This is a genomic window from Paraburkholderia sp. EB58 (genome assembly GCF_050436665.1).
In the GTDB taxonomy this organism is placed as follows: Bacteria; Pseudomonadota; Gammaproteobacteria; order Burkholderiales; family Burkholderiaceae; genus Paraburkholderia.
On the sequence record NZ_JBNDMQ010000013.1, the window covers coordinates 69258 to 92590 of the forward strand.

General features: G+C 61.7%; 20 protein-coding genes. 10 read left to right on the plus strand and 10 right to left on the minus strand.

Translation table 11 applies throughout. The features are described 5' to 3' along the window. Positions 1 to 26: 26 nt before the first annotated feature. From P3T40_RS20190 to P3T40_RS20215, 6 genes are read left to right on the plus strand one after another with little or no spacing between them, the layout of a single operon-like run. Positions 27 to 986, plus strand: coding sequence for an AAA family ATPase (locus P3T40_RS20190; protein ID WP_429269498.1), 960 nt, complete (start codon positions 27 to 29; stop codon positions 984 to 986). Between the two features lie 44 nt (positions 987 to 1030). After that, positions 1031 to 1990 carry a DUF58 domain-containing protein gene (locus P3T40_RS20195; protein ID WP_429269499.1) on the plus strand — a complete coding sequence of 320 codons (960 nt, stop codon included), beginning with the start codon at positions 1031 to 1033 and terminating at the stop codon, positions 1988 to 1990. Then, the gene (locus tag P3T40_RS20200) at positions 1987 to 2514 is read left to right on the plus strand and encodes a DUF4381 domain-containing protein (protein ID WP_429269500.1); all 528 of its coding nucleotides are present in this window, start codon (positions 1987 to 1989) and stop codon (positions 2512 to 2514) included. The genes P3T40_RS20195 and P3T40_RS20200 overlap by 4 nt, the downstream gene beginning before the upstream one ends. Then, a complete protein-coding gene (locus P3T40_RS20205; RefSeq protein WP_429269501.1) occupies positions 2501 to 3541 on the plus strand; it encodes a vWA domain-containing protein in 1041 nt (346 codons plus the stop codon). Before P3T40_RS20200 ends, P3T40_RS20205 begins: the two co-directional genes overlap by 14 nt. Then, positions 3531 to 5120, plus strand: a complete 1590-nt coding sequence (locus P3T40_RS20210; protein WP_429269502.1) for a VWA domain-containing protein — start codon at positions 3531 to 3533, stop codon at positions 5118 to 5120. Before P3T40_RS20205 ends, P3T40_RS20210 begins: the two co-directional genes overlap by 11 nt. Then, complete coding sequence (locus tag P3T40_RS20215) at positions 5117 to 6475, plus strand: hypothetical protein (RefSeq protein ID WP_429269503.1); 1359 nt, start codon at positions 5117 to 5119, stop codon at positions 6473 to 6475. The genes P3T40_RS20210 and P3T40_RS20215 overlap by 4 nt, the downstream gene beginning before the upstream one ends. A 69-nt stretch (positions 6476 to 6544) precedes the next feature. On the opposite strand, the gene P3T40_RS20220 is transcribed toward P3T40_RS20215, so the two are convergent. From P3T40_RS20220 to P3T40_RS20230, 3 genes are read right to left on the minus strand one after another with little or no spacing between them, the layout of a single operon-like run. After that, complete coding sequence (locus tag P3T40_RS20220) at positions 6545 to 7672, minus strand: cytosine permease (RefSeq protein WP_429269633.1); 1128 nt, start codon at positions 7670 to 7672, stop codon at positions 6545 to 6547. A 3-nt stretch (positions 7673 to 7675) separates the two neighbouring features. Beyond that, positions 7676 to 7849, minus strand: coding sequence for a hypothetical protein (locus P3T40_RS20225; RefSeq protein ID WP_429269504.1), 174 nt, complete (start codon positions 7847 to 7849; stop codon positions 7676 to 7678). Between the two features lie 34 nt (positions 7850 to 7883). After that, the gene (locus tag P3T40_RS20230) at positions 7884 to 9344 is read right to left on the minus strand and encodes an amidase (protein WP_429269505.1); all 1461 of its coding nucleotides are present in this window, start codon (positions 9342 to 9344) and stop codon (positions 7884 to 7886) included. A 156-nt stretch (positions 9345 to 9500) separates the two neighbouring features. On the opposite strand from P3T40_RS20230, the gene P3T40_RS20235 reads away from it, so the two are divergent. Then, positions 9501 to 10205 carry a response regulator gene (locus P3T40_RS20235; RefSeq protein WP_429269506.1) on the plus strand — a complete coding sequence of 235 codons (705 nt, stop codon included), beginning with the start codon at positions 9501 to 9503 and terminating at the stop codon, positions 10203 to 10205. Here P3T40_RS20235 and P3T40_RS20240 read toward each other — a convergent pair. The 7 genes from P3T40_RS20240 to P3T40_RS20270 all read right to left on the minus strand — a co-directional run bounded on the left by P3T40_RS20240 (position 10154) and on the right by P3T40_RS20270 (position 19349). Further along, positions 10154 to 12556, minus strand: a complete 2403-nt coding sequence (locus P3T40_RS20240) for an ATP-binding protein (RefSeq protein WP_429269507.1) — start codon at positions 12554 to 12556, stop codon at positions 10154 to 10156. The two genes, P3T40_RS20235 and P3T40_RS20240, sit on opposite strands and share 52 nt — an antisense overlap. 5 nt (positions 12557 to 12561) lie before the next feature. Continuing rightward, positions 12562 to 13854, minus strand: a complete 1293-nt coding sequence (locus P3T40_RS20245) for a purine-cytosine permease family protein (RefSeq protein ID WP_429269508.1) — start codon at positions 13852 to 13854, stop codon at positions 12562 to 12564. Between the two features lie 388 nt (positions 13855 to 14242). Next, entirely contained in the window at positions 14243 to 15244 is a 1002-nt protein-coding gene (locus P3T40_RS20250) for a transketolase family protein (protein WP_429269509.1), read from the minus strand. Beyond that, a complete protein-coding gene (locus tag P3T40_RS20255; RefSeq protein ID WP_429269510.1) occupies positions 15241 to 16086 on the minus strand; it encodes a transketolase in 846 nt (281 codons plus the stop codon). Before P3T40_RS20255 ends, P3T40_RS20250 begins: the two co-directional genes overlap by 4 nt. Before the next feature lie 37 nt (positions 16087 to 16123). After that, positions 16124 to 17452, minus strand: a complete 1329-nt coding sequence (locus P3T40_RS20260) for an MFS transporter (protein ID WP_429269511.1) — start codon at positions 17450 to 17452, stop codon at positions 16124 to 16126. 128 nt (positions 17453 to 17580) lie between these two features. Continuing rightward, positions 17581 to 18330 (minus strand): SDR family NAD(P)-dependent oxidoreductase, encoded by a 750-nt coding sequence (locus tag P3T40_RS20265; RefSeq protein ID WP_429269512.1) that lies wholly within the window; start codon positions 18328 to 18330, stop codon positions 17581 to 17583. Between the two features lie 122 nt (positions 18331 to 18452). Further along, positions 18453 to 19349 (minus strand): LysR substrate-binding domain-containing protein, encoded by an 897-nt coding sequence (locus P3T40_RS20270; protein WP_429269513.1) that lies wholly within the window; start codon positions 19347 to 19349, stop codon positions 18453 to 18455. Between the two features lie 267 nt (positions 19350 to 19616). Here P3T40_RS20270 and P3T40_RS20275 point away from each other — a divergent pair, with 267 nt between their 5' ends. From P3T40_RS20275 to P3T40_RS20285, 3 genes are read left to right on the plus strand one after another with little or no spacing between them, the layout of a single operon-like run. Then, the gene (locus P3T40_RS20275; RefSeq protein WP_429269514.1) at positions 19617 to 21170 is read left to right on the plus strand and encodes an ATP-binding cassette domain-containing protein; all 1554 of its coding nucleotides are present in this window, start codon (positions 19617 to 19619) and stop codon (positions 21168 to 21170) included. 40 nt (positions 21171 to 21210) lie between these two features. After that, a complete protein-coding gene (locus tag P3T40_RS20280; RefSeq protein WP_429269515.1) occupies positions 21211 to 22206 on the plus strand; it encodes an ABC transporter permease in 996 nt (331 codons plus the stop codon). A 37-nt stretch (positions 22207 to 22243) separates the two neighbouring features. Beyond that, entirely contained in the window at positions 22244 to 23266 is a 1023-nt protein-coding gene (locus P3T40_RS20285; RefSeq protein ID WP_429269516.1) for a substrate-binding domain-containing protein, read from the plus strand. The last annotated feature ends 67 nt before the right edge of the window (positions 23267 to 23333 follow it).

Sequence of the window (23333 nt, forward strand, 5' to 3'; positions counted from 1 at the left end):
TGAAATGGTCAACCGGATTGAGAACAATGCGAGAAACTATTCTGCGGTTCGAGGCCAGCGTCGGTGAAGCGGTCGTGGGGCAGGCGGCGGTGGTGCGGCAGATCCTCATCGCGCTGCTGGCAGACGGACATGTGCTGTTGGAAAGCCTACCGGGACTGGCCAAGACGCGCACGGTCAAGGCGATCGCCGAACGGCTCGCGGCGACCATGCGGCGCATCCAGTTCACCCCGGATCTGTTGCCGTCCGACATCACCGGCGGCGAGACGCTGCTGCAGTCCGGCACGGAGCGCACCCTGACATTTCAGCCGGGGCCGATCTTCGGCAATCTGATTCTCGCCGACGAAATCAACCGCGCTCCGGCGAAAGTACAGTCCGCGTTGCTCGAAGCCATGGAAGAGCGGCAGGTGTCGGTGGCCGGCAAAACCCATCCGATGCCCGAGCTGTTCCTTGTGATGGCCACCCAGAACCCGATCGAGCAGGAGGGCACCTATCCGTTGCCGGAAGCACAGATGGACCGCTTCCTGCTAAAGGTGCTGATTACTTATCCGTCGCCAGAGAGCGAGCGCGAAATGCTGCGTCTTCTCAGACGCGAAAGCAACCACACGCCCACGCCGGTCAGCGCGCTTTCGCAGGACGTGATTTTTGCGGTGCGTCAGGCCATCAGAAGGGTGGCGGTGGCGCCGGCCATCGACGAATACATTGTTTCGCTGGTCAACGCTACGCGGCACGCGAGCGAGCTGGACCCGCAGATCGGCAAGTGGATCGAGATCGGGGCAAGCCCGCGCGGCGCGATTGGCCTCGATCGGGCGAGTCGGGTGCAGGCCTGGCTGCAAGATCGCAGCTTCGTAACGCCTGACGATGTACGGGCGGTGATTCATCCGGTGCTCAGGCACCGCCTGATCCTCTCGTACGATGCCAATGCGGACAACATCAACGCAGACAGGGTGATCGACCGGCTGATCGAGAAAGTCGCAGTGCCGGCTTAAAGAAGTGGGTTTTTTGATCGAAGCAGCACCAGAGGGGAGTGATGGTGGCGGGATCCGGATCAGCAATCGGTAGTGTCTATGTCGACGCGGCGCATCTGGCAAAGCTCGAGTTTCGCGCACGCGGCTTGAGCTTCGTTGCGCCTGCACCAGTGTCGAGCATTCTGTCCGGCAACCACGCGTCGCGCTTGCGCGGGCGCGGCCTCAATTTCGAAGAGATTCGCGGCTATCTTCCTGGGGATGACATCCGGCATATCGACTGGAAAGTGTCGCTGCGCCTCGGTAAGCCACAGGTGCGCGCCTATACGGAAGAGCGTGATCGCCCGCTGCTGGTGGTGGTCGACCAGCGCATGAGCATGTTCTTCGGCTCGAGCCGCGCATTCAAATCCGTAGTTGCCGCTGAGGCCGCCGCGCTCGCCGTGTGGATGGGCTTTGCTGCAGGCGACCGGGTGGGCGGCGTGATCTTCGATGACAGCTCCGTCGTGCGCGTGCGGCCCTTGCGCAGCCGCAGCCGCATCAAAACGCTGTTCGGCACGCTGGCCAGAATGAACAATGCCTTGCACGCCGACAGTCAACATCGGACCCATTACGGGCAACTGGATAGCGCGCTGGAAGGCGTGCTGCATCTGGCCGGGCATGACTATCTGATCTGTATCCTGAGCGACTTCGCCGGCGCAGGTGAGCGAACGCGGCAACTGCTGCGGCAACTGTCGCGGCACAACGACGTGATCGCAGCGATGGTGTTCGATCCGCTTTCGCAACGGATGCCGGAACATCGCGCGCTGGTTGTGAGCGAAGGGTATCTGCAGGTCGAGTTGCGCACCGAGAACGAACGCGTCAGGGCACCGTTAGCCAGCCTGTTCAAAGGGCGCGCGGCCGAAGTGGCCGAGTTGTTGCGCTCGAGCGGCGTGCCGCTGATGGCGTTGTCGACTGACGAGCCCACTGTCGATCAGGTCCGGCGACTGTTCGGCGAGCGAGCACGAGCCACGCTGGGTAGTGGCCTATGAAAGCGGATGCTCCTGCCATGCTCGTGCCGGCTGACACGCCTGGTGTGCTGCAGCCTTTGCAGGAACTACCGTTGCCCGCGCCGGCCTCGTGGGCGCCGCAAACTGTGGGATGGTGGGTGGTTGGGTTCGTGTTGTTCGCGGCGCTGGCGTGGTGTGCATGGGCTGCGTGGCGGCATCATCGCAAACAGCGCTATCGACGTGTCGCGCTGGCGCATCTGGAGCGTATCGAAGCGGCGCTAAAGAATCCGGAGGAACGGGTGTCGGCGTTGGCCGCCATCCCGCCACTCATCAAGCGCACCTCACTTGCGGTCGCGCCCCGCGAGCGCGTGGCAGCGCTTGGCGGCGAGGAGTGGCTATCGTATCTCGAGCGTACGCGCGGCCACTTCGATCAGCGTAGCGGCGCGCTGCTTTCGCTGGTTAGCTACGCGCCTGCGGAACAGATCGCCGCCGTGTCTGAGCACGATGCGCAGATGCTGGTGAGCGTCACACGTGACTGGATCGCACACCATCATGTGGAAATTTGATTTCCCGTGGGCGTTTCTGCTACTCCCCCTGCCGATCCTGGTGTGGTGGCTGGTGCCGGCCTATCGGACCACCGCATCCGCAGTGCGCATGCCGTTCTTTCACGAGATCGCCGACGCGGTCGGCGAGAAGCCCGCGCCCGGCGGCGTGCGTTTGCGCAGCAACTGGTTGCAGCGCCTGATGATGCCGTTCCTGTGGGTGCTGCTTGTGATCGCCGCCGCCAAACCCGTCTACGTTGAGGCGCCCGTCACGCACGAGGAGCCGGCGCGTGATCTGATGTTGGCCATCGATCTGTCCCAATCAATGAGCACCCGCGATTTCGTGAATGCCGCGACGGGTGAGCGCATGGACCGGCTGACCGCGGTCAAGCGCGTGGTGGCGGACTTCGTTGCGAAGCGCAAGGATGACAGGATCGGCCTCGTGGTGTTTGGTCAGGCGGCTTATCCACAGGCGCCGTTGACGCTGGACCACGATAGCGTGCTGGTGCTGCTGAACCAGATGCAGATCGGCATGGCCGGTCCGCGCACGGCAATCGGCGATGCCATCGGTCTGACCGTGAAGCTGATGGATAACTCTCCCGCGTCCGAGAAAGTCCTGATCCTTTTAACCGACGGTAACGATACGGCAAGCGCCATTCCACCCGAGCAGGCGGCCGAAATTGCCAAGGGGCGCAAGCTCGTCATTCATACCATCGGCATTGGCGATCCGGAGGCGACCGGCGAGGATAAAGTGGATCTCGAAGCGCTGCAGCACATCTCCGATATCACCGGCGGCCGCGCGTTTCGGGCATTAGGCAAAGAGGAGGACCTGGTTGACGTCTACAAGACGCTCGACAGGATCACGCCCGACAAGGTGAAACGTGAAATCTACCGGCCGCAGCGTGATTTTTTCTGGATTCCGCTCGCCATTGCGCTGCTGGTTTTCGCGCTGTACCACTGCCTGGCATTACTGATTGCGATGCTTCGTTCGCCACGCCGCGAACCGGCTCCCGAGCGGGCGACGATCGCTGAGGTGAGTCATGGAAATTGATCTCACCGCGTTTCATTTCTTGCGCCCCCTATGGCTATTGCTGCTGATTCCCGCCATCCTGCTGCCGGTCTGCTGGTTTCGCCGTAACAATGTGCGGACCCGTTGGCGCAACATCATTGCGCCTGAGTTACTGGAGCATCTGATTGTCGGATATAGCGCGCGGCGTCGGGTTCAACCGATTCACACCCTGGCGTTGCTGATCGCTATCGGCGCGATTGCGGTCGCCGGCCCCACGTGGGAACAGGAACGTCCGCCATTCAATCAGGATCAGGCACCGCTCGTGGTGGTGCTCGAACTGGCTCATTCGATGGATGCGACCGATGTCGCGCCCACGCGTCTGGAACGTGCCAAACAGAAGCTGCTCGATCTGGCCGCCGCGCGTAAGGGGGCGCGAACCGGGCTGGTGGTGTTCTCGTCCACAGGGCATCTGGTTGTGCCTCCGACTGCGGATCCCGCCATGCTCGAACTGTACGTTCCCGCGCTGTCTCCATCATTGATGCCGGCTGACGGCAAGAACGTGACAGCTGGGCTCGAGATCGCCGAACGATTGCTGGCGAATGACCCGGTGGCCGGCACGATCGTTTTCATGACCGACGGTTTCGATGAGAATCAGACGGACGCGTTCGTACAAAAGGCCAAACAATCGCGTCAGCAGCTTCTCTGGCTTGCGGTGGGGACGGAGAACGGCGGTCCGATCCGCGGCGCAGATGGGATGATCGCGATGGATCCCGAAGGCCATCCGCTGATGGGCACCTTCGACGCGGCGGGCATCAAGAAGGTGGCCGACGAGGCAGACATTCCGCTTGCGAGTATGCGCGTGGACAACGACGACGTTGTATGGGTGCAGCATCGGGCGCGCGCGTGGCTGGCGCAGGCGGATGAATCGAAGCGCGTACCGCGCTGGAAGGAGGCGGGCTACTGGCTGGTCGTGCCGTTACTCTTGCTCGGACTGTGGGGCTTTCGCAAAGGGTGGACCGTTAAATGGCTGCCGGTCATTCTCGTTGCGCTGGCGAGCGGCGCCACCCCTCATATCGCCCACGCGGCTTCTTGGCATTGGCAGGACCTGTTCGCGACACACGACCAGCAGGGCCGATGGAGCTTCGAGCATGGTGACTTCAGGACGGCCGCGCAACGCTTCGACGATCCGATGTGGAAGGGTCGCGCGCAGTATCTTGCGGGTGACTATGCGGGCGCGCTGGAAACCTTCTCACGCCTGAAAACAGCGCAAGCGTATTTCTACCAGGGCAACACGCTCGCGCATCTCGAGGACTACACCGGTGCAATCAAGGCCTTTGACAATGCACTGGCGCTCGAACCGGGGTTGCGCCAGGCCGCAGCGAATCGCCAACTGATGCGGCAACTATTGATCAAACCGAAGCAGGATCCGCAACAGGATGAGGAGGACGAAGAGTCGGACGACGTCAAAATGCAGAAGAAGAAAGGCGGCATCCAGCAAAGTACGCTGATCCCGGTACCCTCAGAGGATGTGTGGATGCGCAGCCTGAACATGTCGCCGGCGGTGTTCCTGCGTCAACGCTTCGAGCAGGAGTCGGGCGGCGCTAGTGCGAGTGCGCCATGAGAATGTTTCGATTGATCCGCTTGCTGTTCTTACTGACGTTTTTCGCGTGCGCTGCGGCGCGGGCCTCGGGTGCCGACACTGCGCCGCAACTGATGATCCGAGCCCACCTCGAACCTTCCGGCCCGGTCGTGGCGGGCAGCCAGATCAAGCTCGTGGTGGACTGCCTGACCACGACCTGGTTTACCGAGGCGCCGGACTGGCCGCTCTTTACGGTTCCCGGGGCGATCGTCAGCTTGCCCGACGAGCAGGCCGAAAACCTCCACGAGGTGATCAACGGCGTGGACTGGTTTGGCGTGAGCCGCGCTTATCGCATCGTGCCGCAAACCGGTGGACCGTTCGCGATCCCGTCGTTTGCGATCACTGTGCAACCGGGGCAGGCGAGCGGGCCTGTGAAGCTGATGACCCCGCTGCTGACGTTCGCCGCCACCGTGCCAGCCGGCGCAGAAGGGATGAGCACGTTTTTTCCTGCGCAGAAGCTGGTTGCCACGCAGGCAGTCGAGCCGTCGCAGGAACGTGTGAAAGTGGGTGATCAGGTCACTCGAACCATCACGCAAAGGGCAGCGGGAACGCAGTCCATGCTTATTCCGCCAGTCAATTTCTCCGACGTGGCTGGCCTCAAGCGCTATCCGAAGGCTGCGACGACCAAAGATATCGTGGAGGACCGTGCCGGGTTAGTGGCAGGCGAACGCACCGACGCGGTGACGTATGTCGTCGACCACGGCGGCAAATTCACATTGCCCGCGCTCACGATCGAATGGTGGAATACGAATACACAGAGAAAGGAAACAATCGTCCTGCCGTCCGTCACCCTTTCAGCGGTGGCCGCGACAGAGAAACCGCTCTTTGCGATACCCGTCGACGCATTTACCAAAGATGCGGCTCATCGGATCGTGGTGATCGATCGTAGGCAAGTGGTTCTGTTAGGCCTGCTTCTTATTGGAGTGTTCGCACTGGTCTGGGCCTATCCGAGGTTATTGACGTTCTACGGGCGTGTGCGGCAACTTGCGATTGCCGCCAGACGTCGTTATGCCGAGGGAGCCGCTCCCGCGTGGCGAACTTTGCGGCGTGCCACACGTGAAGGTTCTCCGCAGCACATCATTCCGGCGCTCTATCGCTGGATGGATCGAAGCCACGAGTTTGGACAGCCTGCACGGCTGGACCTGCAGAAGCGCCCGGACGGCGAAAGCAGCCACGCAATCGCACCGTTGGTGCATGCGGTGAACAGTCATTACTCCAACCAGGCAAGTGCGGCGCTTCACTGGACTGAAGCAGAGACTTCGCTTCGTCGTGCTATGAAGCGCGCAAGGAAAGAGCGGCAGGCAGAACCGCCTCTGCCGCCGCTGAACCGGTATTGAAGAGCGTTTCAAATGGTTTCAAGGATGGGAGCCCACAGCGTCAACGAGAGACGCTGGGCTCACTCGCCCTTAAAGCAAACCGTTGCGCTGACGCACCGTGCGCCTCGCCCCAATGGACAGCGCATAATACGCCACCCCACCCACCAGCATCCCGGCGACCGCATCGGAGAACCACGGCGCCGTCGCGTGCACGAGCATGGCGACGAGCGCGCCAAATGCCCACGCGGCGAACGCGCTGCTGCGGAAGTTCGGCACGCTGTCCTCGTACGAGTAATGTCGCACGAGGATCTGATCTACGATGATCACCGCGCCGATCGGTGGCACAAGCACGCCGAGCAAGTTCAGCCAGTTCAGGAACAGACTCCACACACCTGCCACGGCCAGCAATCCGCCAAGCAAGCCGAGAAGGACAGTCATCGTTCTCATCTTTCTGTTCGCGATGCGTCCCCAGCCCACCGCACCGTTATACAGGCAATGCGTGCACACCGACCCGAGGTTCACAAAGACGAAAATCAGCGCAATGGTGGACAGCAGACCGCCATGACTGGTCAGCACCGCCATGAAGTTGCCGCCTTCTGTCGCCGGCGCTGCGGCGGCTCCCGCGCATACGATCACGATGCCGAACACCTGCGCGACCATGTTGGCAAGTGGAAATGCGGTGAGAGTCGCATAGACCGCACTCTTGCCGTCCTTCGACCAGCGGGTGAAATCCGCGGTCATCGTGCCGGAATCGGCAAACGTCGCCACCACCAGCGTGACGGCGCCCCCAAAGGACATGAAGCCATTCGCGCCGGCGCCGCCGTAAAGAAGCACACCTGAGAGCGAATGCTCCGAGCCGATCAGATACAGAGCCGCAATTCCCAGGATCAAATAGAGCGGCGCGGCGATCATGCCGACAATCGAAAGCGCGCGAATGCCGATAAACGTCACCGCGGTATAGAGCAGCGTGGCTGCTACGATGGTCGCCGTTTCGTTCCATCCGAACGACGCGTGCACGGTAGTCCCGGTGAGGCCGGTCTGAAACGCAAACCATCCGACAACCACAGTCGCGAGAAAGCCGGAGGTGATCGCATAGCCCTTCTTGCCGAAGGTCCGCTCGGCCTGCAGCGCGAAACTGCGGCCGGTATTACCGGCGATGAAGCTCAACGTGCCCACGTACGCAAGCAGAATCGCGTTGCCTATCAGGATCGCAAGCAGTGCTTACGAAAATCCGAGGTTGTAGGCAATGATGCCGGCGAATACCGCATTCGTGATGATCATTGGAAAGCCGAACCAGACGGCCGCGACCGAAGACAACCGGTGACGATGCGAGAGTGGGACAGGCTTGTGCTCGAACTCTTCGTCGAGGCCGTGCTGTTCGGTCGAACTGGTCATGATGTTCCCCTGGGTTTCCACGCTGGATGGCTGTTTACTGGACGAGGCCGAGTTCCTTGAGCAGTGGCGGCACCGTATTGCCCCACGGACGCGCCCGCTCGAATGCCGCCGACGCCCGTAGCACTAGCGGATCGTCGAGATGACGGCCGACGATCTGCAGACCGATTGGCAGTCCGTCACTTGTGAAACCTGCCGGCACCGACGCCGCTGGCTGCCCGGTCAGGTTGATCGGATAGGTGAACGAGAGCCACTGCGTCGGTGCGACCATGCGGCCGTCGGTTTTCTCCGGTCCCTGGCAATGAACGGGGAAAGGTGGAACCGTCAACGTGGGCGTCAGCAGCAGGTCGTAGTTCGCCATGAAGCGCCACATCTTGTTCACCACGCTCTTGCGGGTGACCATTGCGTTGGTGAAGTCCTCCGCAGTCCACGGGTGGTTCAGAAACGCGACCAGATGCGGTGACATCTCCTTGCCCCACTTCGCCGCCATCTCGCGCATGCCCGCGAGGTCAGTGTCCATCGCGACGATGGCCCAGAACGCGTCGAAGGGATCGCTCCAGCCCGGATGGGCAATCTCGACACTGCAGCCCAGATCGCGCTCGAAGACGCGTACCGCGTCGTCGACTACGCGACGCACTTGCGGGTCGACTGCCGCATAGCCCCAGTCCGGGCTGTAGGCGACGCGCAGCCCTTTCAGGTCGCCGTCGAGCGCTTTCTGCCAGTCGAAACCGGCGGACGGCAGTGAGTGACGGTCACGCGAATCAGGTCCGGCGATCACCGACAGCATCAATGCGCTGTCCGCAACCGTGCGGCTCATTGGACCAATATGTTCGAGGCTCTCCCAACTCGAGACGCCCGGGTAGCGTTCATCACGGCAACCGGGATAGAGCGGCACGCGTCCCATCGACGCCTTGATGCCGTAAATTCCCGAATGTGCTGCCGGAATGCGGATCGATCCGCCGCCATCGCTGCCAATGGCAAAAGGCACTTCGCCGCTCGCTACCGCCGCGCCGGAACCCGCGCTGGAGCCGCCCGGCGTCATGGCAAGATTCCACGGATTGCGGGTGGTTTCGAACACCGGGTTGTGGCCAACACCGCTGTAACCGAATTCCGGAACGTTGGTCTTTCCTACGATGATTGCGTCGGCCTTTTTAAGGCGCTCGACGACCACGTCGTCTTCGTCGGGTACAAAATCCTTGTACGCAGGCGAGCCGGACACGGTCCTGATGCCCGCCGTGCTGACGAGGTCCTTGATGCCGACCGGCACGCCTGCCAGTACGCCCACCTCGTCGCCCCGCAAAATGCGTGCTTCCACCTGGCGCGCCTGCTCGCGCGCCGCTTGCGACGTGATAGTGCAGAACGCGTGAATCGACAGCTCGAGCACTTCCATTCGTGCGAGGTGCGCCTCGACCACTTCAACAGGAGAAAGCTCCTTGGTGCGAATGGCCTTCGCGAGGGCGACTGCGTCCATGCCGCAGATCTGTTGTTTGACGTCCATGCTGATCTCCTGATTCGGTTACCTGGTGGTGTGGTAACTATCGGTCGATCTTGTGAACGAGTCTCCCCTATCAATTGAACAGGCTGTGTCGGTTTGTTAAAATTTGTGGACAGGATATGGGGGTGTGCTATCGGACGGACTGATCAGCGAATTGCCGTGGTCGATGACGACCCGTCTATACGCGAAACGCTTGAGGGCTTTCTGGAAGCGGAAGGCTACGAGATCTGCTGCGCTGCTGACGCCGACGAACTCGACCGGATCATGCGCATCCGTCCGGTGGACCTCGTCCTGCTCGATATCCGGCTGCCGGGGCGCGATGGCCTCTCGCTGACGCGCGATCTGCGCGAAAAGTCCGAGATGGGCATCATTTTGATCACCGGCCGAAACGACAAGGTCGATCGTATTCTCGGCCTCGAGTATGGCGCGGACGACTACATCGCGAAACCGGTCGATGAACGTGAATTGCTGCCGCGCGTGCGCAACCTCCTGCGGCGCGTTGAGCACAGCCGTAGCTTCAGCGCGCCTTCCGTGATGTCCTTCGGTCAGTTTCAGCTCGATACGCGCGGGCGCGGTCTGACCGACCCGATGGGCAAAAGCGTGCCCCTCACGACCGCGGAATTTGATCTACTGTCGGTATTCGTCCGGAACACGGGCCAGGTGATGTCCCGGGAGCGGCTGATCCTGGCCATCAAACGGCGGCGCTTTGAGTCAATGGACAGAACGATCGACACACTTGTGCGCCGCTTGCGTCGCAAGATCGAGGCCGATCCTGACAATCCGCAACTGATCAAAACTGTTCATGGCACGGGCTATCTGTTCTCGGCCCCGACCGGCGCAGACGGCAAAAAGGTGCGCACGTAGGGCTCCACATCCCGGTAGAGGATGACGAGGGCCAACGCCGAGTCCGCGACCTGTATCGCGCTACCCGTCCGGGCAATCTGCTCCAGATCCGCGGCGGCGTTCGCCAACTGCTGAAACCCGACATTCGACGCCGCGCCCGCGAGGCGATGTGCGTTCTCTGCGACCTTCTCGAGGCTCGTGCGGGCGCAATCGTTCACAATGCCTTCAACGGCGTCACTGGCGGTCTGCGCGAACGCCGTGACGATCCGCAGGGTTCGATTCGGTCCCAGCGTTTGGCGCAGCCGCTCGATGCGCTCTGGTTCTTCGGTCACGACCTTTTGCGTCGGCGGCGTCGCCTGCCTCAACGCCGAGCGCAGCGTTTCCACCTCGACCGGCTTTTCGATGATCCCGTCGATGCCGCGCAGCAAATAAAGTGGCTTGTCAGTCGGCAGAGGATTCGCGGTTAGCCCGAGTATCGGGCCCGTATGCCGGTGCGGGTCGCGGCTCGCGCGGATCGCGGCAGTCGTGGCTAGCCCGTCCATCACGGGCATGCGGATATCCATCAACACCAGGTCGAACTGCTGAGTCTTCAGGATATCCAGTGCTTCCTGCCCCGAACCGGCGGACGTCACATCGCAGCCTTCGGCGCGCAGCAATTCGCTTACGACGTCGCGATTGAGCACCACGTCGTCGACCACCAGCACGCGCGAGCTCAGCGCGACCTGCGGCACGCTCTCCTCACGCTCCGCTAGCGCGAACGGCAAACGCACCGCGAAGGTCGACCCGTGCCCGATTTCGCTGCGTACCGAAATCGAGCCGCCCATCGCTTCAGCGAGGCCTTTGCTGATCGCAAGACCCAGCCCCGTTCCCTCGAAGCGTTTCTCATGCCCGGTTTCCGCCTGCGAAAACGGGCGGAACAGCTGCGGGATGACGTCGTGGGGAATCCCGATCCCCGTGTCGGTCACTTCGACGACGATCTCGATACTGTCGTCACGGCGCGCGGCGACGTCCGTCTTGACCTCGATATGCCCTGACTCGGTGAACTTGATGCTGTTGCTGACCAGGTTGATGATGATCTGCTGCAAGCGCGCAGGGTCGCCATAGACGGCTGAGGGCAGCGGCGTCAGCGCGCTCACGCGGACCAGCAGCCCCTTCTCCACCGCGGCGGCGCTCGCCAGGGTGGCGGCGCCCGTGATCACTTCGCGCAAATCGAAGCGACGACGATCGAGCCGGACGCGCCTAACTTCGAGCAAGGCGAGATCGACAATGTCGTTGATGATCGCTGCCAGCGTCTTACCGGCCTGAATCATCCGGCGCACAATCTGCGCAGCGCCTTCGGGAAGGTCATATTGGACGAGCAGTTGCGCGAGTCCGAGCACCCCGTTGACAGGCGTTCGCAGCTCATGGCTTATCATCGCAAGCGATTCGGACTTCATCCGCTCGAGCGCCTCGGCCGCGTTCTTCGCTTTGACGAGCGCGGTTTCGGCGTCGTGCCTCACCGTGATGTCCGCCACGCTCGCAATGATCATCCGCTTCGAGCGCACTAGCAACGACTGCCGCGAAACCAGCAGGTGTCGGACGGCACTGCCGCTATCGGTTTCAAACTCGCTCGTTTCGGTCGCGCCGCTCGGATCCTGTTCAGAGATCAGCCAGGTGAACAGATGCGGCTCCCGCCGCAGCCCTTCCTGCAGTTTGCCAAGCGAGCGCAACGGATTGTCCAGAAAGAGATCGAGCGCCTGGCGGTTGGCGAATTCAATCTGCCCTTGCGCATCAATCAGCAGAAGCGGAATCGGCGACGCGTCCAGTAAGCGGTGCACCGAGTAGTCGCTCAGGCGGCTCTCGCGCACCAGCAGCAACAGGCATCCAAGGAAGAATACGCCGGCAATGTCCATCGTGATGCGGCCGAACAGGCCAGCGGCCAGCGCGGAAAGCGGCGCCGACGTCAAAACGGCGACCTTGCTGCCACGTAGCGCCGCAAACAGCGCGCCGTTGCGGATGATGAACTTGCCTTGGGTATCTTCGTTCTGCGAATCGGATAGACCTTGGCAGACGGGAGAATGTGCGCAGCCCGATGCGAGCGGAATCGCGATCGTCTTCTGTCCCGGCCATGCGGCGATGCCTGCGAGCACGCCGTTTGAATGGTGTACATCTTCATCGATGAGCGTTACTGCGCCCGGCGTATCGGCATGGGCTTCGGCAGAAGCAAACTGGATCGCGAGACGTGCCTGATGCAGGAGAAGGTTGTCGAGCGCATCTTTGCGGGCCTGAAAAAGCAGGAACGCGAGCGACGAAATCAGAACGATCACCACAATGGCGGTTCTCGCCTCGGCTGGAGGACGCGGGGAGAGTGCTCTGGTTCGGTTGCCGAACATGGACATCAGTCAAGTGCTTCCGCGCCAACGGTAGACGCACCGAGATCCGTGCCGAGACGATGCGACGCCACACCGGACAGAACGAGATACAGGCAGCCGGCCGCAGGCGCGCTAATCAAAGGGGTGATCACGTCGGGGAACATCCGGTGACAGATGAATGCCACCGTCAAGCCCGCTCCCATCGCAAACAGCGCGGCCAGATTGACGGGCGCCGCCCTCGTGCGCGAGAACCCTACGCGTACACGCAGGACGTAATAGTCCGCGACGATCACACCGCCAATCGGCGACACAACGGCCGTGAGCAGTAACGTCCAGCCGGACACGTCAGCGACGGTGTTGGTGACGGCCAGTACAAGGCCCAACAATGTCGCAGCAACCGTGATCGCTGTCCACGGGAGGGTGGGAAAAGCGCTTTTGAACGTCGCTCCGGCGTTGGTCAGACACGCATCGCAGGTGGTCCAGTTGGACACGATAACCAGCACCAACAGCAGCCACGATAGGGCGTTGCCCGCGGTGAAGAGATTGTTTACGCCGATACCGGCCGCGGCGATCAGCACGCCCAAAATCAGGAACGGGAGATTCGACAGGAGGAAGCCGAATGCGGTCGCCTGCACCGCTTCGTTTCCCGTACGGCAGTAACGCACGATGTCACCGGTCATCGTGCCGCTCACGACGAAGGTGCCGAACGCGATACACACGCCTGTGCCAAACGGCAAGGTTCCGCCGATCGGGCCGTCCAGCAGACCAGCCCATCTGGGTGCAAGGTGATGCGCGATGACGATGGTGGCGAATAGCACCATCGCGGGGATCGCGATCGCTGTCATGTTGAAGCCGCGGCTGATGCGGACAATGGCCGGCAGCGCGAAAAGAACGCCAATCACGCAGATCGCGAGTGTCGAGTCGCCTGGCAGACGCAGTATCCCGGCCAGGATCGAGGCGGTAAGCGCGACATGGAAAGCGAACCAGCCCGTGACGAGCGAGCCGAGCAACGCGCCGGGGATGACGGCGCCCCAGCGGCCGAAGACGGCTTCGAGCACGAGTTGCGAACTCAAGCCCCAGCGGCCGGCTGCGAAACCGATCGCCGCCGAATAGATGAAAAGGATCCAGTTGCCGAGAATGGCGGCAAACAGCGCGTCAAGCGTGCCTAGCGACGCCTGCAGATAACTGCCGACGACAATCGAGGCGAACGCGGATGAGAAGCCGGACCACGCGAACGCGGGGAAGATCAACCCGCGCCGCCGTGGTAGCGGGATCGGCTGGGTGCTGGTGCCGTCGTTTGCTTCGCGCAGGAGGTTCATGATTGCTGCCGACCCTTCGATAACGAGGGCTGATTTATACCACTATAGGCGCGTTGTCGAGATCAGGCCGCCGGCGCTGTCAACCAGCCCACAGGGTTGAGTGAGGCAGTGGCAATAATTCAAATTACCTTTTCCAAATTGGAAAAGGTGTCCGAAGTTTTTAGAGCACGCCGCTTGCTCTCGAGCGCAAACGACCCGTTCGCGGCGTGAGCCTGGTGTTCCGGCGCGGCGAGGAACCAGCGCCAGATGAAGATTAGCGCTACGTAGAGAAGCACGGCGCGGGGGCCTGTAGTCTGTATCGCTGGGATGCAACCGGCGAGCGGGAGTCCGGCTCGCCGGTTGCATCCACGGGGCGTTATATGGCGCCTGGTAGTCAAGGCGCTGCGCCTCAGCCCAACCACGCCTTGATCGATTCGCCCATGGTCGAGGCCGAAATTCCATAGCGGTCGTGAAGCGTCGGAAGCGCACCGGCGGCGAGAAACGCGTCGGGCAGTCCCACCTGGCGGAAGGGGCATGACACGCCCGCGCGCATCAACTCCGCTGCCACCGCTTCGCCCAAACCACCAATCACCGTGTGATTCTCCGCCACGACCACCAGCCGTCCCGAGCGCTTCGCTTCGCGCACGATAGTCTGCGTGTCGAGCGGCTTGATGGTCGGCACGTGGAGCACACCCACGCCGATCTTGTCGCTTTCAAGTGCCTTCGCCACTTCGAGCGCACGCATTGTCATCAGGCCGGACGAAATGATCAGCACCTCCGCGCCATCGCGCAACATCTTCGCCTTGCCGAGTTCGAACGTGTAGTCGTATTCGTCGAGCACCGCGGGCACGTTGCCGCGCAAGAGGCGTGCATAGACCGGTCCCTTGTGCGCCGCGATGGCGGGCACCATCTGCTCGATGTCGAGTGCGTCGCACGGATCGATCACCGTCATGTTCGGCATCGCCCGCATCAACGCGAGATCTTCGGCGGCCTGGTGGCTCGGACCGTAACCGGTGGTCAGGCCCGGTAGCGCGCAGACGATCTTCACATCCAGATTGTCTTCGGCGATTGTCTGATGGATAAAGTCATACGCGCGGCGGGTGGCAAAAACCGCGTATGTGGTGACGAAGGGCTGCGCGCCTTCATGCGCAAATCCGGAGGCTGCGCCCATTAGCAATTGCTCGGCCATCCCCATCTGATAGAAGCGTTCCGGAAACGCCTTGGCGAAAATGTGCAGGTCCGTATATTTGCTGAGGTCAGCGGTCATGCCTATGACGCTTTGCTTTTGTTTTGCCAGTTCCACCAGGGCGTGACCGAATGGCGCGGAGCGCGTGATCTGTCCTTCACCGGCAATTGAAGCGATCATCGCCGAGGTCTTCAGGCGCGGTTTGTTAATCGTTGTGCTGCTCATGCTTGTCTCCCTGCTTCCAGCGCTTCGAGCGCGAGTTGCCATTCATGCGCGTCGACGCGGATAAAGTGATTTTTCTCGCGTTGTTCGAGGAACGGCACGCCGCGGCCCATGTGCGTGTCGGCAATGATCATGCGCGGTTGTGCGACGGGATGCTTGCGCGCCGCGTCGAACGCAGCCGCCACGGCGGCGATATCGTTGCCGTCGACCCGTTGTGTGAACCAGCCGAACGCCTGCAGTTTTTCGACCAGCGGCTCGAACGCCATGATCTGCGAGGATGGTCCATCGGCCTGCTGATTGTTCACGTCGACGACGGCGATCAGGTTGTCGAGTTTCCAGTGACTCGCGGACATGAGCCCTTCCCAGATCGCGCCTTCGTCGAGTTCGCCATCGGAAAACAGCGTGTATACGAAGGCGTCCGATCCTTTGCGCTTGAGTCCGAGGCAGCGGCCCACGGCAATGGTCAAGCCCTGGCCGAGCGATCCTCCGGACATCTCCATGCCCGGCGTGTAACTGGCCATGCCTGACATCGGCAGCCGGCTATCGTCGCTTCCATAGGTTTCGAGCTCTTCGGCTGGCAGAATGCCCGCTTCGAGCAGGGCCGCATACAGCGCAATCGCATAGTGACCGTTGGACAAAAGGAAGCGGTCACGGCCTTCCCATTCGGGGTCTTCCGGGCGATAGCGCATCGCGCCGAAGTAGGCGACGGCCAGTACGTCGGCAATGTCGAGCGCCTGCCCGATATAGCCTTGTCCCTGGACTTCGCCCATTAATAGTGCGTTTCTGCGGATACGGTAAGCGTGTTCGGCAAGCATTGCCGTCGACGCGATGGATGGACCGTTCATGTTGTCTCCTGTGATCAGTCGGAATGATTGAAAGGGTTCAGCGGTTCACTGACTTCGCGGGCACCAGAAAGACGAGAGCGGCGCCGAGCGTGACGGCGACTGAGATGAAGATCAGTCCGGCGGTCGATTTGCCGGTGAGATCGTTCAGCCAGCCCACGATCGCCGGGGAAAAGAAGCCTGCGAGGTTGGCCACGCAGTTCACGGCCGCGATTCCGGCTGCGGCGGACATGCCGCCGAGCAAGGCCGTCGGCAAAGACCAGAACTGTGAAGAGGAGGCGAGGATGCCCGCTGCGGCAACGCTCAGACAGACGATGGATGCCGGGACGCTGCCGAGCGTCGGCAGTACTCCGAACGCCGCCGCAGCAATCAGCATGGGAATGGCCAGATGCAGCCTGCGTTCGCGATGACGGTCCGCACTCATGCCGATCAGCGGCAGCGCGATGATGGCGCACAGATATGGAATAGCGGTGAACGCGCCGACCCAGAGCGGATCGGCGACACCGGCCTTGCGGATGATCGTCGGCAGCCAGAAGGTCAGGCCATACTGACCGAGCACGACGCAGAAGTAGATCCCGGCCATCAGCCACAAGCGGCGGTCGCCGATAAACGATTTGACCGAGATATGCGCGATCTTATGCGCGTTATCGCCGTCGACATTGCGTGCCAGCAGCGTCTTTTCGGATTCCGTCAGCCACTTTGCCTTAACGATGCTGTCGTCGAGGTACAGCAGGATCGCGACACCCAGCACGAGCGACGGCAGCGCTTCGAGCACGAAGAGCCACTTCCAGCCGGAGAGACTTAGCGTGCCTTGAAGCGAGTGCATGATCCAGCCCGACAGCGGGCCGCCGATCATGCCGGCCAACGGAATTGCCATAAAGAACAGTGACAACGCTTTGGCGCGGCGCGCAGCCGGAAACCAGTACGTCAGATAGAGAATCACGCCAGGAGCAAAGCCAGCCTCCGCGACGCCGAGCATAAAACGCAGCACGTAAAAGGCCGTGGGCGATTTGACGAACACGAAGCTGGCGGAGATCACCGCCCACGTCAGCATGATTCGCGCAAGCCATTTGCGGGCGCCGACGCGATGCAGGACCAGATTGCTTGGCACTTCGAACAGAAAATAGCCGAGAAAGAAAATGCCCGCGCCCATGCCGTAGATAGTCTCGCTAAACCGCAGGTCGTTCAGCATCTGCAGTTTCGCGAAGCCGACGTTGACCCGGTCGAGATAGGCGCCGAGGTAGCACAGCATCAGGAATGGGATGAGACGCCGGCTGACTTTCGCGTAGGTTCTGGATTCGAAGGTTCTCGAGTCCGTCTGCGGCAAGATATCGCCGACGCTAGCCGAGGCGGGGTACTTTGTTTTCATTTCTGTCTCCTATTGATGGGAGTTAGCGCCTTAACGCTTACTCCCATCCCATGCAACTTGTTGCGCCCATGGCCTCGGGTTTGCCCGGGTGCCTGGGATGCAACGCCCGCTGGCGGCGGGCGCTGTCGTCAATGTATGAGCATGCCGCCGTTCACGTCGAGCGTGATGCCCGTGAGGTAGGTCGATAGGTCGCTGACCAGGAAGAGGCAGGCGTTGGCGACGTCGGCAGCGTCGCCGAGCCGGCCAAGGGGAATCCCCTTGATGATGTCGACGCGCATGTCGTCGGTGAGCTTGCCGCCGGTGATGTCGGTTTGAATCAGACCCGGCGTGATCGAGTTGATGCGAATGCTGTCGGGACCGAACTCGCGAGCCATGGCGCGCGAGAGACCCAGTACACCGGCTTTTGCCGCGCTGTAGTGAGGACCACCGAAAATGCCGCCGCCGCGTTGCGCCGATACCGACGACATGCAGACGATGCTGCCGCCTTTCTGCTCTTTCATAACCGGCAGAACCGCTTGCGACATATAGAGCGTGCCGCGCAGATTGACGTCGATGATGGCGTCGAAGCCTTCGGCGCTGATGTCTAGCGTGCGCACCGGCTGCGTGATGCCGGCGTTGTTGATGAGACCATCGATGCGGCCATAACGATCGATCGTCGCCTTCGCGGCCGCGAGGCACGCGGACTTGTCGGTGACGTCGCAGGCGAGGCCCAGATGGCCGTCACCGAGATCGGCGGCGGCGCTTTTCGCGTCTTCTTCGCGCAGATCGAGGATCACGATGCGTGCCCCCTGAGCGGCCAGCGCCTTGGCGGTCGCTTTGCCGATTCCACGCGGCGAGGCCGCACCTGTGACGATTACGACCTTGTTCTCGAGCAGCATCGTTGTCTCCTGAGTGTTGATGTGATGGCCCCAGTGTCTACTGCACCGCCCGTCGCATCAACGAGGTACCGCTCAACTATGCTTGAGAAATTTTCAGGTGACGTGCTTCGGGGTGCGGATTGCTACGCCGGGCGATCCATGCGGCCAATCTCCCGCTCAATCCACGCAATGAACCGCGTCACACGCGGCAATTCCGCATTTTGCGGGGGATAGACCAGGTGATGCGCGCCCACTTCGACGGAGTGCGTGCTGTCGAAGACCGGCACGAGCGCGCCTTCCTTGATGCGTACGGAGGCGAGCATCAGGCTTTCGAGCGCGATGCCGAGACCCAGCGCAGCCGTTTCCAGCGACATGTATGAACGGTCGAACGAAAAGTCGAAGGTCTTGTGCTTGCCGGAAACCCCAGTACGCCCGAACCACTGCTTCCACTGCACGAGCGGTGTCTCCGAATAGATCAGACGATGGGCCAGCAGGTCTTCCGGAGTGTTGACCGGGTGGCTTTCCAGATATCGCGGTGACGCAAGGGGCGCGATGAATTCGTTGCGCAAGGTGCGCACCTCCAGATCGCGCCAGTTGGCATAGCCGTGGCGCAAGTCGACATCGTAATAGCCGCTGGTAAACGATACGTCTTCATATGAGCAGGCCAGATTCAGCTGGATGTCGCCGTTGGCTTCCTGAAACGACGCGAGTCGTGGCAGCAGCCACATCAGCCCGAAGCTGGGGCTGGAATGCACACGCAGGATTTCGACGTCCGCACGGCTCGACGCCCGCTCCGTGGCGCGGCTCAGGTCCGCAAGGGAGCCGGTCACATCGGACAGATAGCGCTCGCCTGTCGGCGTCAGCACGAGTCCACGGCCTGACCGGTAGAAAAGGGACTGGCCGATGATCGCTTCGAGATTGCTGATCTGATGACTCACTGCCGACGCCGTCAGCCCCAATTCTTCAGACGCACGGTTGACGCTCTTCGTTCTCGCCACGCTCTCAAAAGCGACGATGGCCTTAACCGGTGGGATGCGCATAGTGAATTTTTTTCAGATGCAGTTGAGTGAAACCGCCTTGTTCGCATGCCATCTGCACTGCCATTCTGTCAACAAGCCGCACAACCAGGGAAGCACGAAGTTCCCACTGCCGGAGAGGCCATCTTAGGGGCAGCAAGGCGGCAAATCACAAACATGAATTGCGCAGTGCAACAACTGCGTAGGAGACAGTAATGAATTATCCGACTTTCCGCGTGAAAGAGCGATCAACCGACGTTCGCCTAAACCCTGCCTGCGCGGTACGGCGCCATGGCTGAGCAACATTACCTGCTGACAGCCCGTTCGATCGTCAAAAGCTTCGGACCCACCAGCGTGCTGAAGGGCTTCGACCTGTCGATCGCGGCCGGTGAGGTCCACGCATTTCTAGGTGGTAATGGCGCGGGCAAATCGACGCTGATCAAGATCATCTCCGGCCAGTACGAGCGCGACGGCGGCACACTCGAATTCGACGGGCAAGCGCTGGGCGCCTCCGTGGGTGGGCACGTTGCGGCGGGCACGATCGCGGTCGTCAATCAGGAACTGGCTCTGCTCCCGCATCTGTCCGTCGCAGAGAACATTGCGATGCCACGGCTGCGGCGTGGAGCCGCCAGATACAGCGAGCGCGCCTCGATGGACATCGCAATCGAAGCGCTGTCGCTAATCGACCCTCACTTCGCACGCGAATCGGCGGGACGGCTGGTGAGCGTTTTAACGTTACACGAGCGGCAACTGGTGGAGATTGCACGCGCGCTGGGATCCGGTGCAAAGCTGCTCTTGCTCGACGAGCCGACCGCCAATCTGACCGCAGCAGAAACGACGCGGCTCTTTGCGGTGATACGCCGGTTGATCGCCGACACGGGACTCGCGGTGCTGTTCGTCTCGCACCGGATGCGTGAAATTCGCCAGATCGCGGATGTCTGCACGATCATCCGCGACGGCAAGACCGCAGTCGACCGCGCCGCGCTGGATGCGATCACGGACCGTGAAATTGTCGAATGCATGGGGCAAAGCGTCGTGGTCGACGAGGCGGCGGCGAGCGTCGCCGAGTCGGCGGAATTGGGACGTTCAAACCTTGCCACGGAGCAAGGCGGCGACGACAGCCTACAGGCAATGCCCGTTACCCATCGCGGTGCACTTCGCATCGAGCGCGATGGCGTAGTGATCGAGGTTCCCGCAGGCGTCATTGTCGGCCTGGCGGGTGCGCCCGTTGGCCCGTCGTCGCTGATCGACGCGTTGACCGGCATCGCACCTGCTGGCGTATGGGCCATCACGCGCGACGGCGCCAGGGTCAGCTATTCACATCCCTGCGCGGGAGCGCGCGATGGCGTCGGCTTCGTTTCGGGAGACCGCTCGAACAAAGGCATCCTCGCCACCTTGCCGATCGTCGACAACCTCGTCGCGGCCGCACGTGTCGTCAACCGGCGCAATGTCGTCGGACGCGCGGAGATCGAACAAAGCACGCAGTTGCTCGAAGCGCTGAAGATCCGCGCGGGTTCGCTGTGGGATCTGCCGGCGACCTTGAGCGGCGGCACCCAGCAAAAACTACTGATAGCTCGTTGGCTGTTGCTTCGGCCAAGACTGCTGGTGCTCGAAGAGCCAACCCGCGGCGTCGACATCCGCACGAAGCGCGAAATCTACGCGCTGATTCGCAAGATGGCGCAGCAGGGCACGACGATCGTCTGGTGGTCGACGGAATACATCGAGCTGGTCGAACTGTGCGACACGGTGCTTGCGTTCGACCTGGACGGCAAGCCAACCGAAGTCTTGCGGCACGCCGATGTCAACGAAACGCAACTCGCCGCCGCAACAGGCATGGCCGCCTAGATCCGGCCCGCGAAAGAACGATATTTACTTGGAGACAGTCATGAAATCAGTCACTCACTCGATCCCGGAGGGGCACGTGCGGCGCAGCGGCGCGGGTCGCCGTCTGCTGTCGGCGTATCGCACCGAGATTGCGATTGCGCTCGCCATCATCGTGATCGAACTCGCGGTTGGCATGATCGTGCCGGCCGCGCTGTCCGGTGGCAACATCTCCAACGTCACGCAGGCGGCCGCACCGCTAGTCATCATGGCGTTCGGCGTGCTGCTCGTGATCATCACGGGCGGCATCGATCTGTCCGTCGGCTCGGTTTTCTCGCTGACGGGCATGGTCACCGGTCTTGCGATGGCGCACGGCTACGGCGCGATTATCAGCAGCTGCGCCGGACTTTCCGTAGGCATCCTGATTGGCGCCATCAACGGTGCGCTCGTGACCTTCGTCGGACTTGCGCCGTTCGTGGTGACACTCAGCACGTATGCGATTGCGGGCAGCCTCTCTTTCATCGTCACCGACGGCCATTCTCTGCCTATCTCCAACCCCGACTACTGGCTGCTGAATTCGGGAACGCTGATTCCCGGCCTGCCGAATTACGCACTGTGGTGTGTGCTGTTCCTCGTCGCCATCGAGTTCAGTCTGCGCAAGGTCGTCGCCGGGCGGTGGCTGTATGCGATCGGCAGTAGCAGTTCTTCGGCGCGGGTGATTGGTATTCCGGTCAATCGTGTCCGGCTCGGCGCTTACCTGCTTTCTGGGCTGTTCGCTTCATTCGCGAGCATCGTCAGCGTCTCATACATCAGCAATGCGGAAGCGACAGCCGGCTCGAGCCTGATGCTGCAGGCAATCGCGGCAGTGGTGATTGGCGGCGCAAGTCTCTTTGGCGGCACGGGCTCGGCGATTGGCGCGCTGCTCGGGGCGCTGATGATCACCATTATCCAGAACGGAGCAAACCTCATTGGCGTCAACAGTTTCTGGCAAGGCACCGTTACCGGTGTCGTCATTCTCATCGCGGTCCTCGTGGACCGTGTTACCAAAGCCCGGCGTTAAGCACGGGTTTGCTCAAGCTAGCATGAAGGAGACAATCATGGAAAAGCGCGCATCAACAGCAGGAAGCAGGTTCTCGGGCCGGCCGGTTGCACAGGTTATCGCAGCATCGGTACTGGCGTTTGCAACGGCATTCGCATCGCAGGCGTCCGTCGCGGGGGACAAGCAGACGGTTGCGTATATCGCACCGTCACTGGATATTTCGTACTGGCAGTGGGTTGCCTACGGCGTCAAGCAAAGGGCGAAAGAACTTGGAATGGACTATGTAGAGTTCACGTCGGAGAACTCGCCCGCCAAGCAGATGGACAACGTGCGCACGGCACTGACACGCGGCGTCACTGCGATTGTGATGGGGCCGGTCAGTTCGACGAGCACGCCACCTGTGCTGCGTCTCCTGAAGGAGAAGTCGGTGCCGGTCGCATTCGCAGGCATCGGGCCGCAGGCCGGTCAGACGGACTATACGTCGGCAGTGACTGCGAATAACTACGACACGGGCAAGGCCGAGGGCGCGTACGTCTGCAAGCTCGCGAAAGATCGTGGCAGCAACAAGGTGGCGATGCTGTCCTTGCCGCAAGACCGCGAGAATGCGCAGAAGTACATGAAGGGCGCGCAGGAGTCGTTCAAGGCCGACGGCTGCGAACTTGTGCAGGTGCTCGAGACGCATGGGCTGACTGTCAACGAAGCGGTTCAGCAGGCAAACGATGTGCTGACCGCTCACCCCGACGTAAAGGGCATCTATGGCATGTATGACGAAGCCGCTACCGGCGCTGCAAAGGCACTGCAGACGCGCGGCAGTATCGGCAAGGTGGCGGTGGTCACAGCGGACGGCAGCCCGACGACGATCAAGCTGCTGCGCGATGGCCAGATCCAGGGCATCTTCTTGCAGGAAGCGGTAGGCCAGGGCATCGACGCGACCACGCAGGTCTTCAATGCGCTGAATCACAAGCCCACCACGCAGGAACTGGCGCTCAAGGAGCCGCTCGTGACGAAGGAGACGATCGACCAGCCGGAGGCCCAGGCAACCGTCAAACGGGTCTATCCGCCGTCAGCGGGTCAATACTGATGTTTCAACCGGAGCCGGCAGGCGGTGCCGCTCGCATCTCGCGAGCGGTCCACGCCTCAACGCCGAC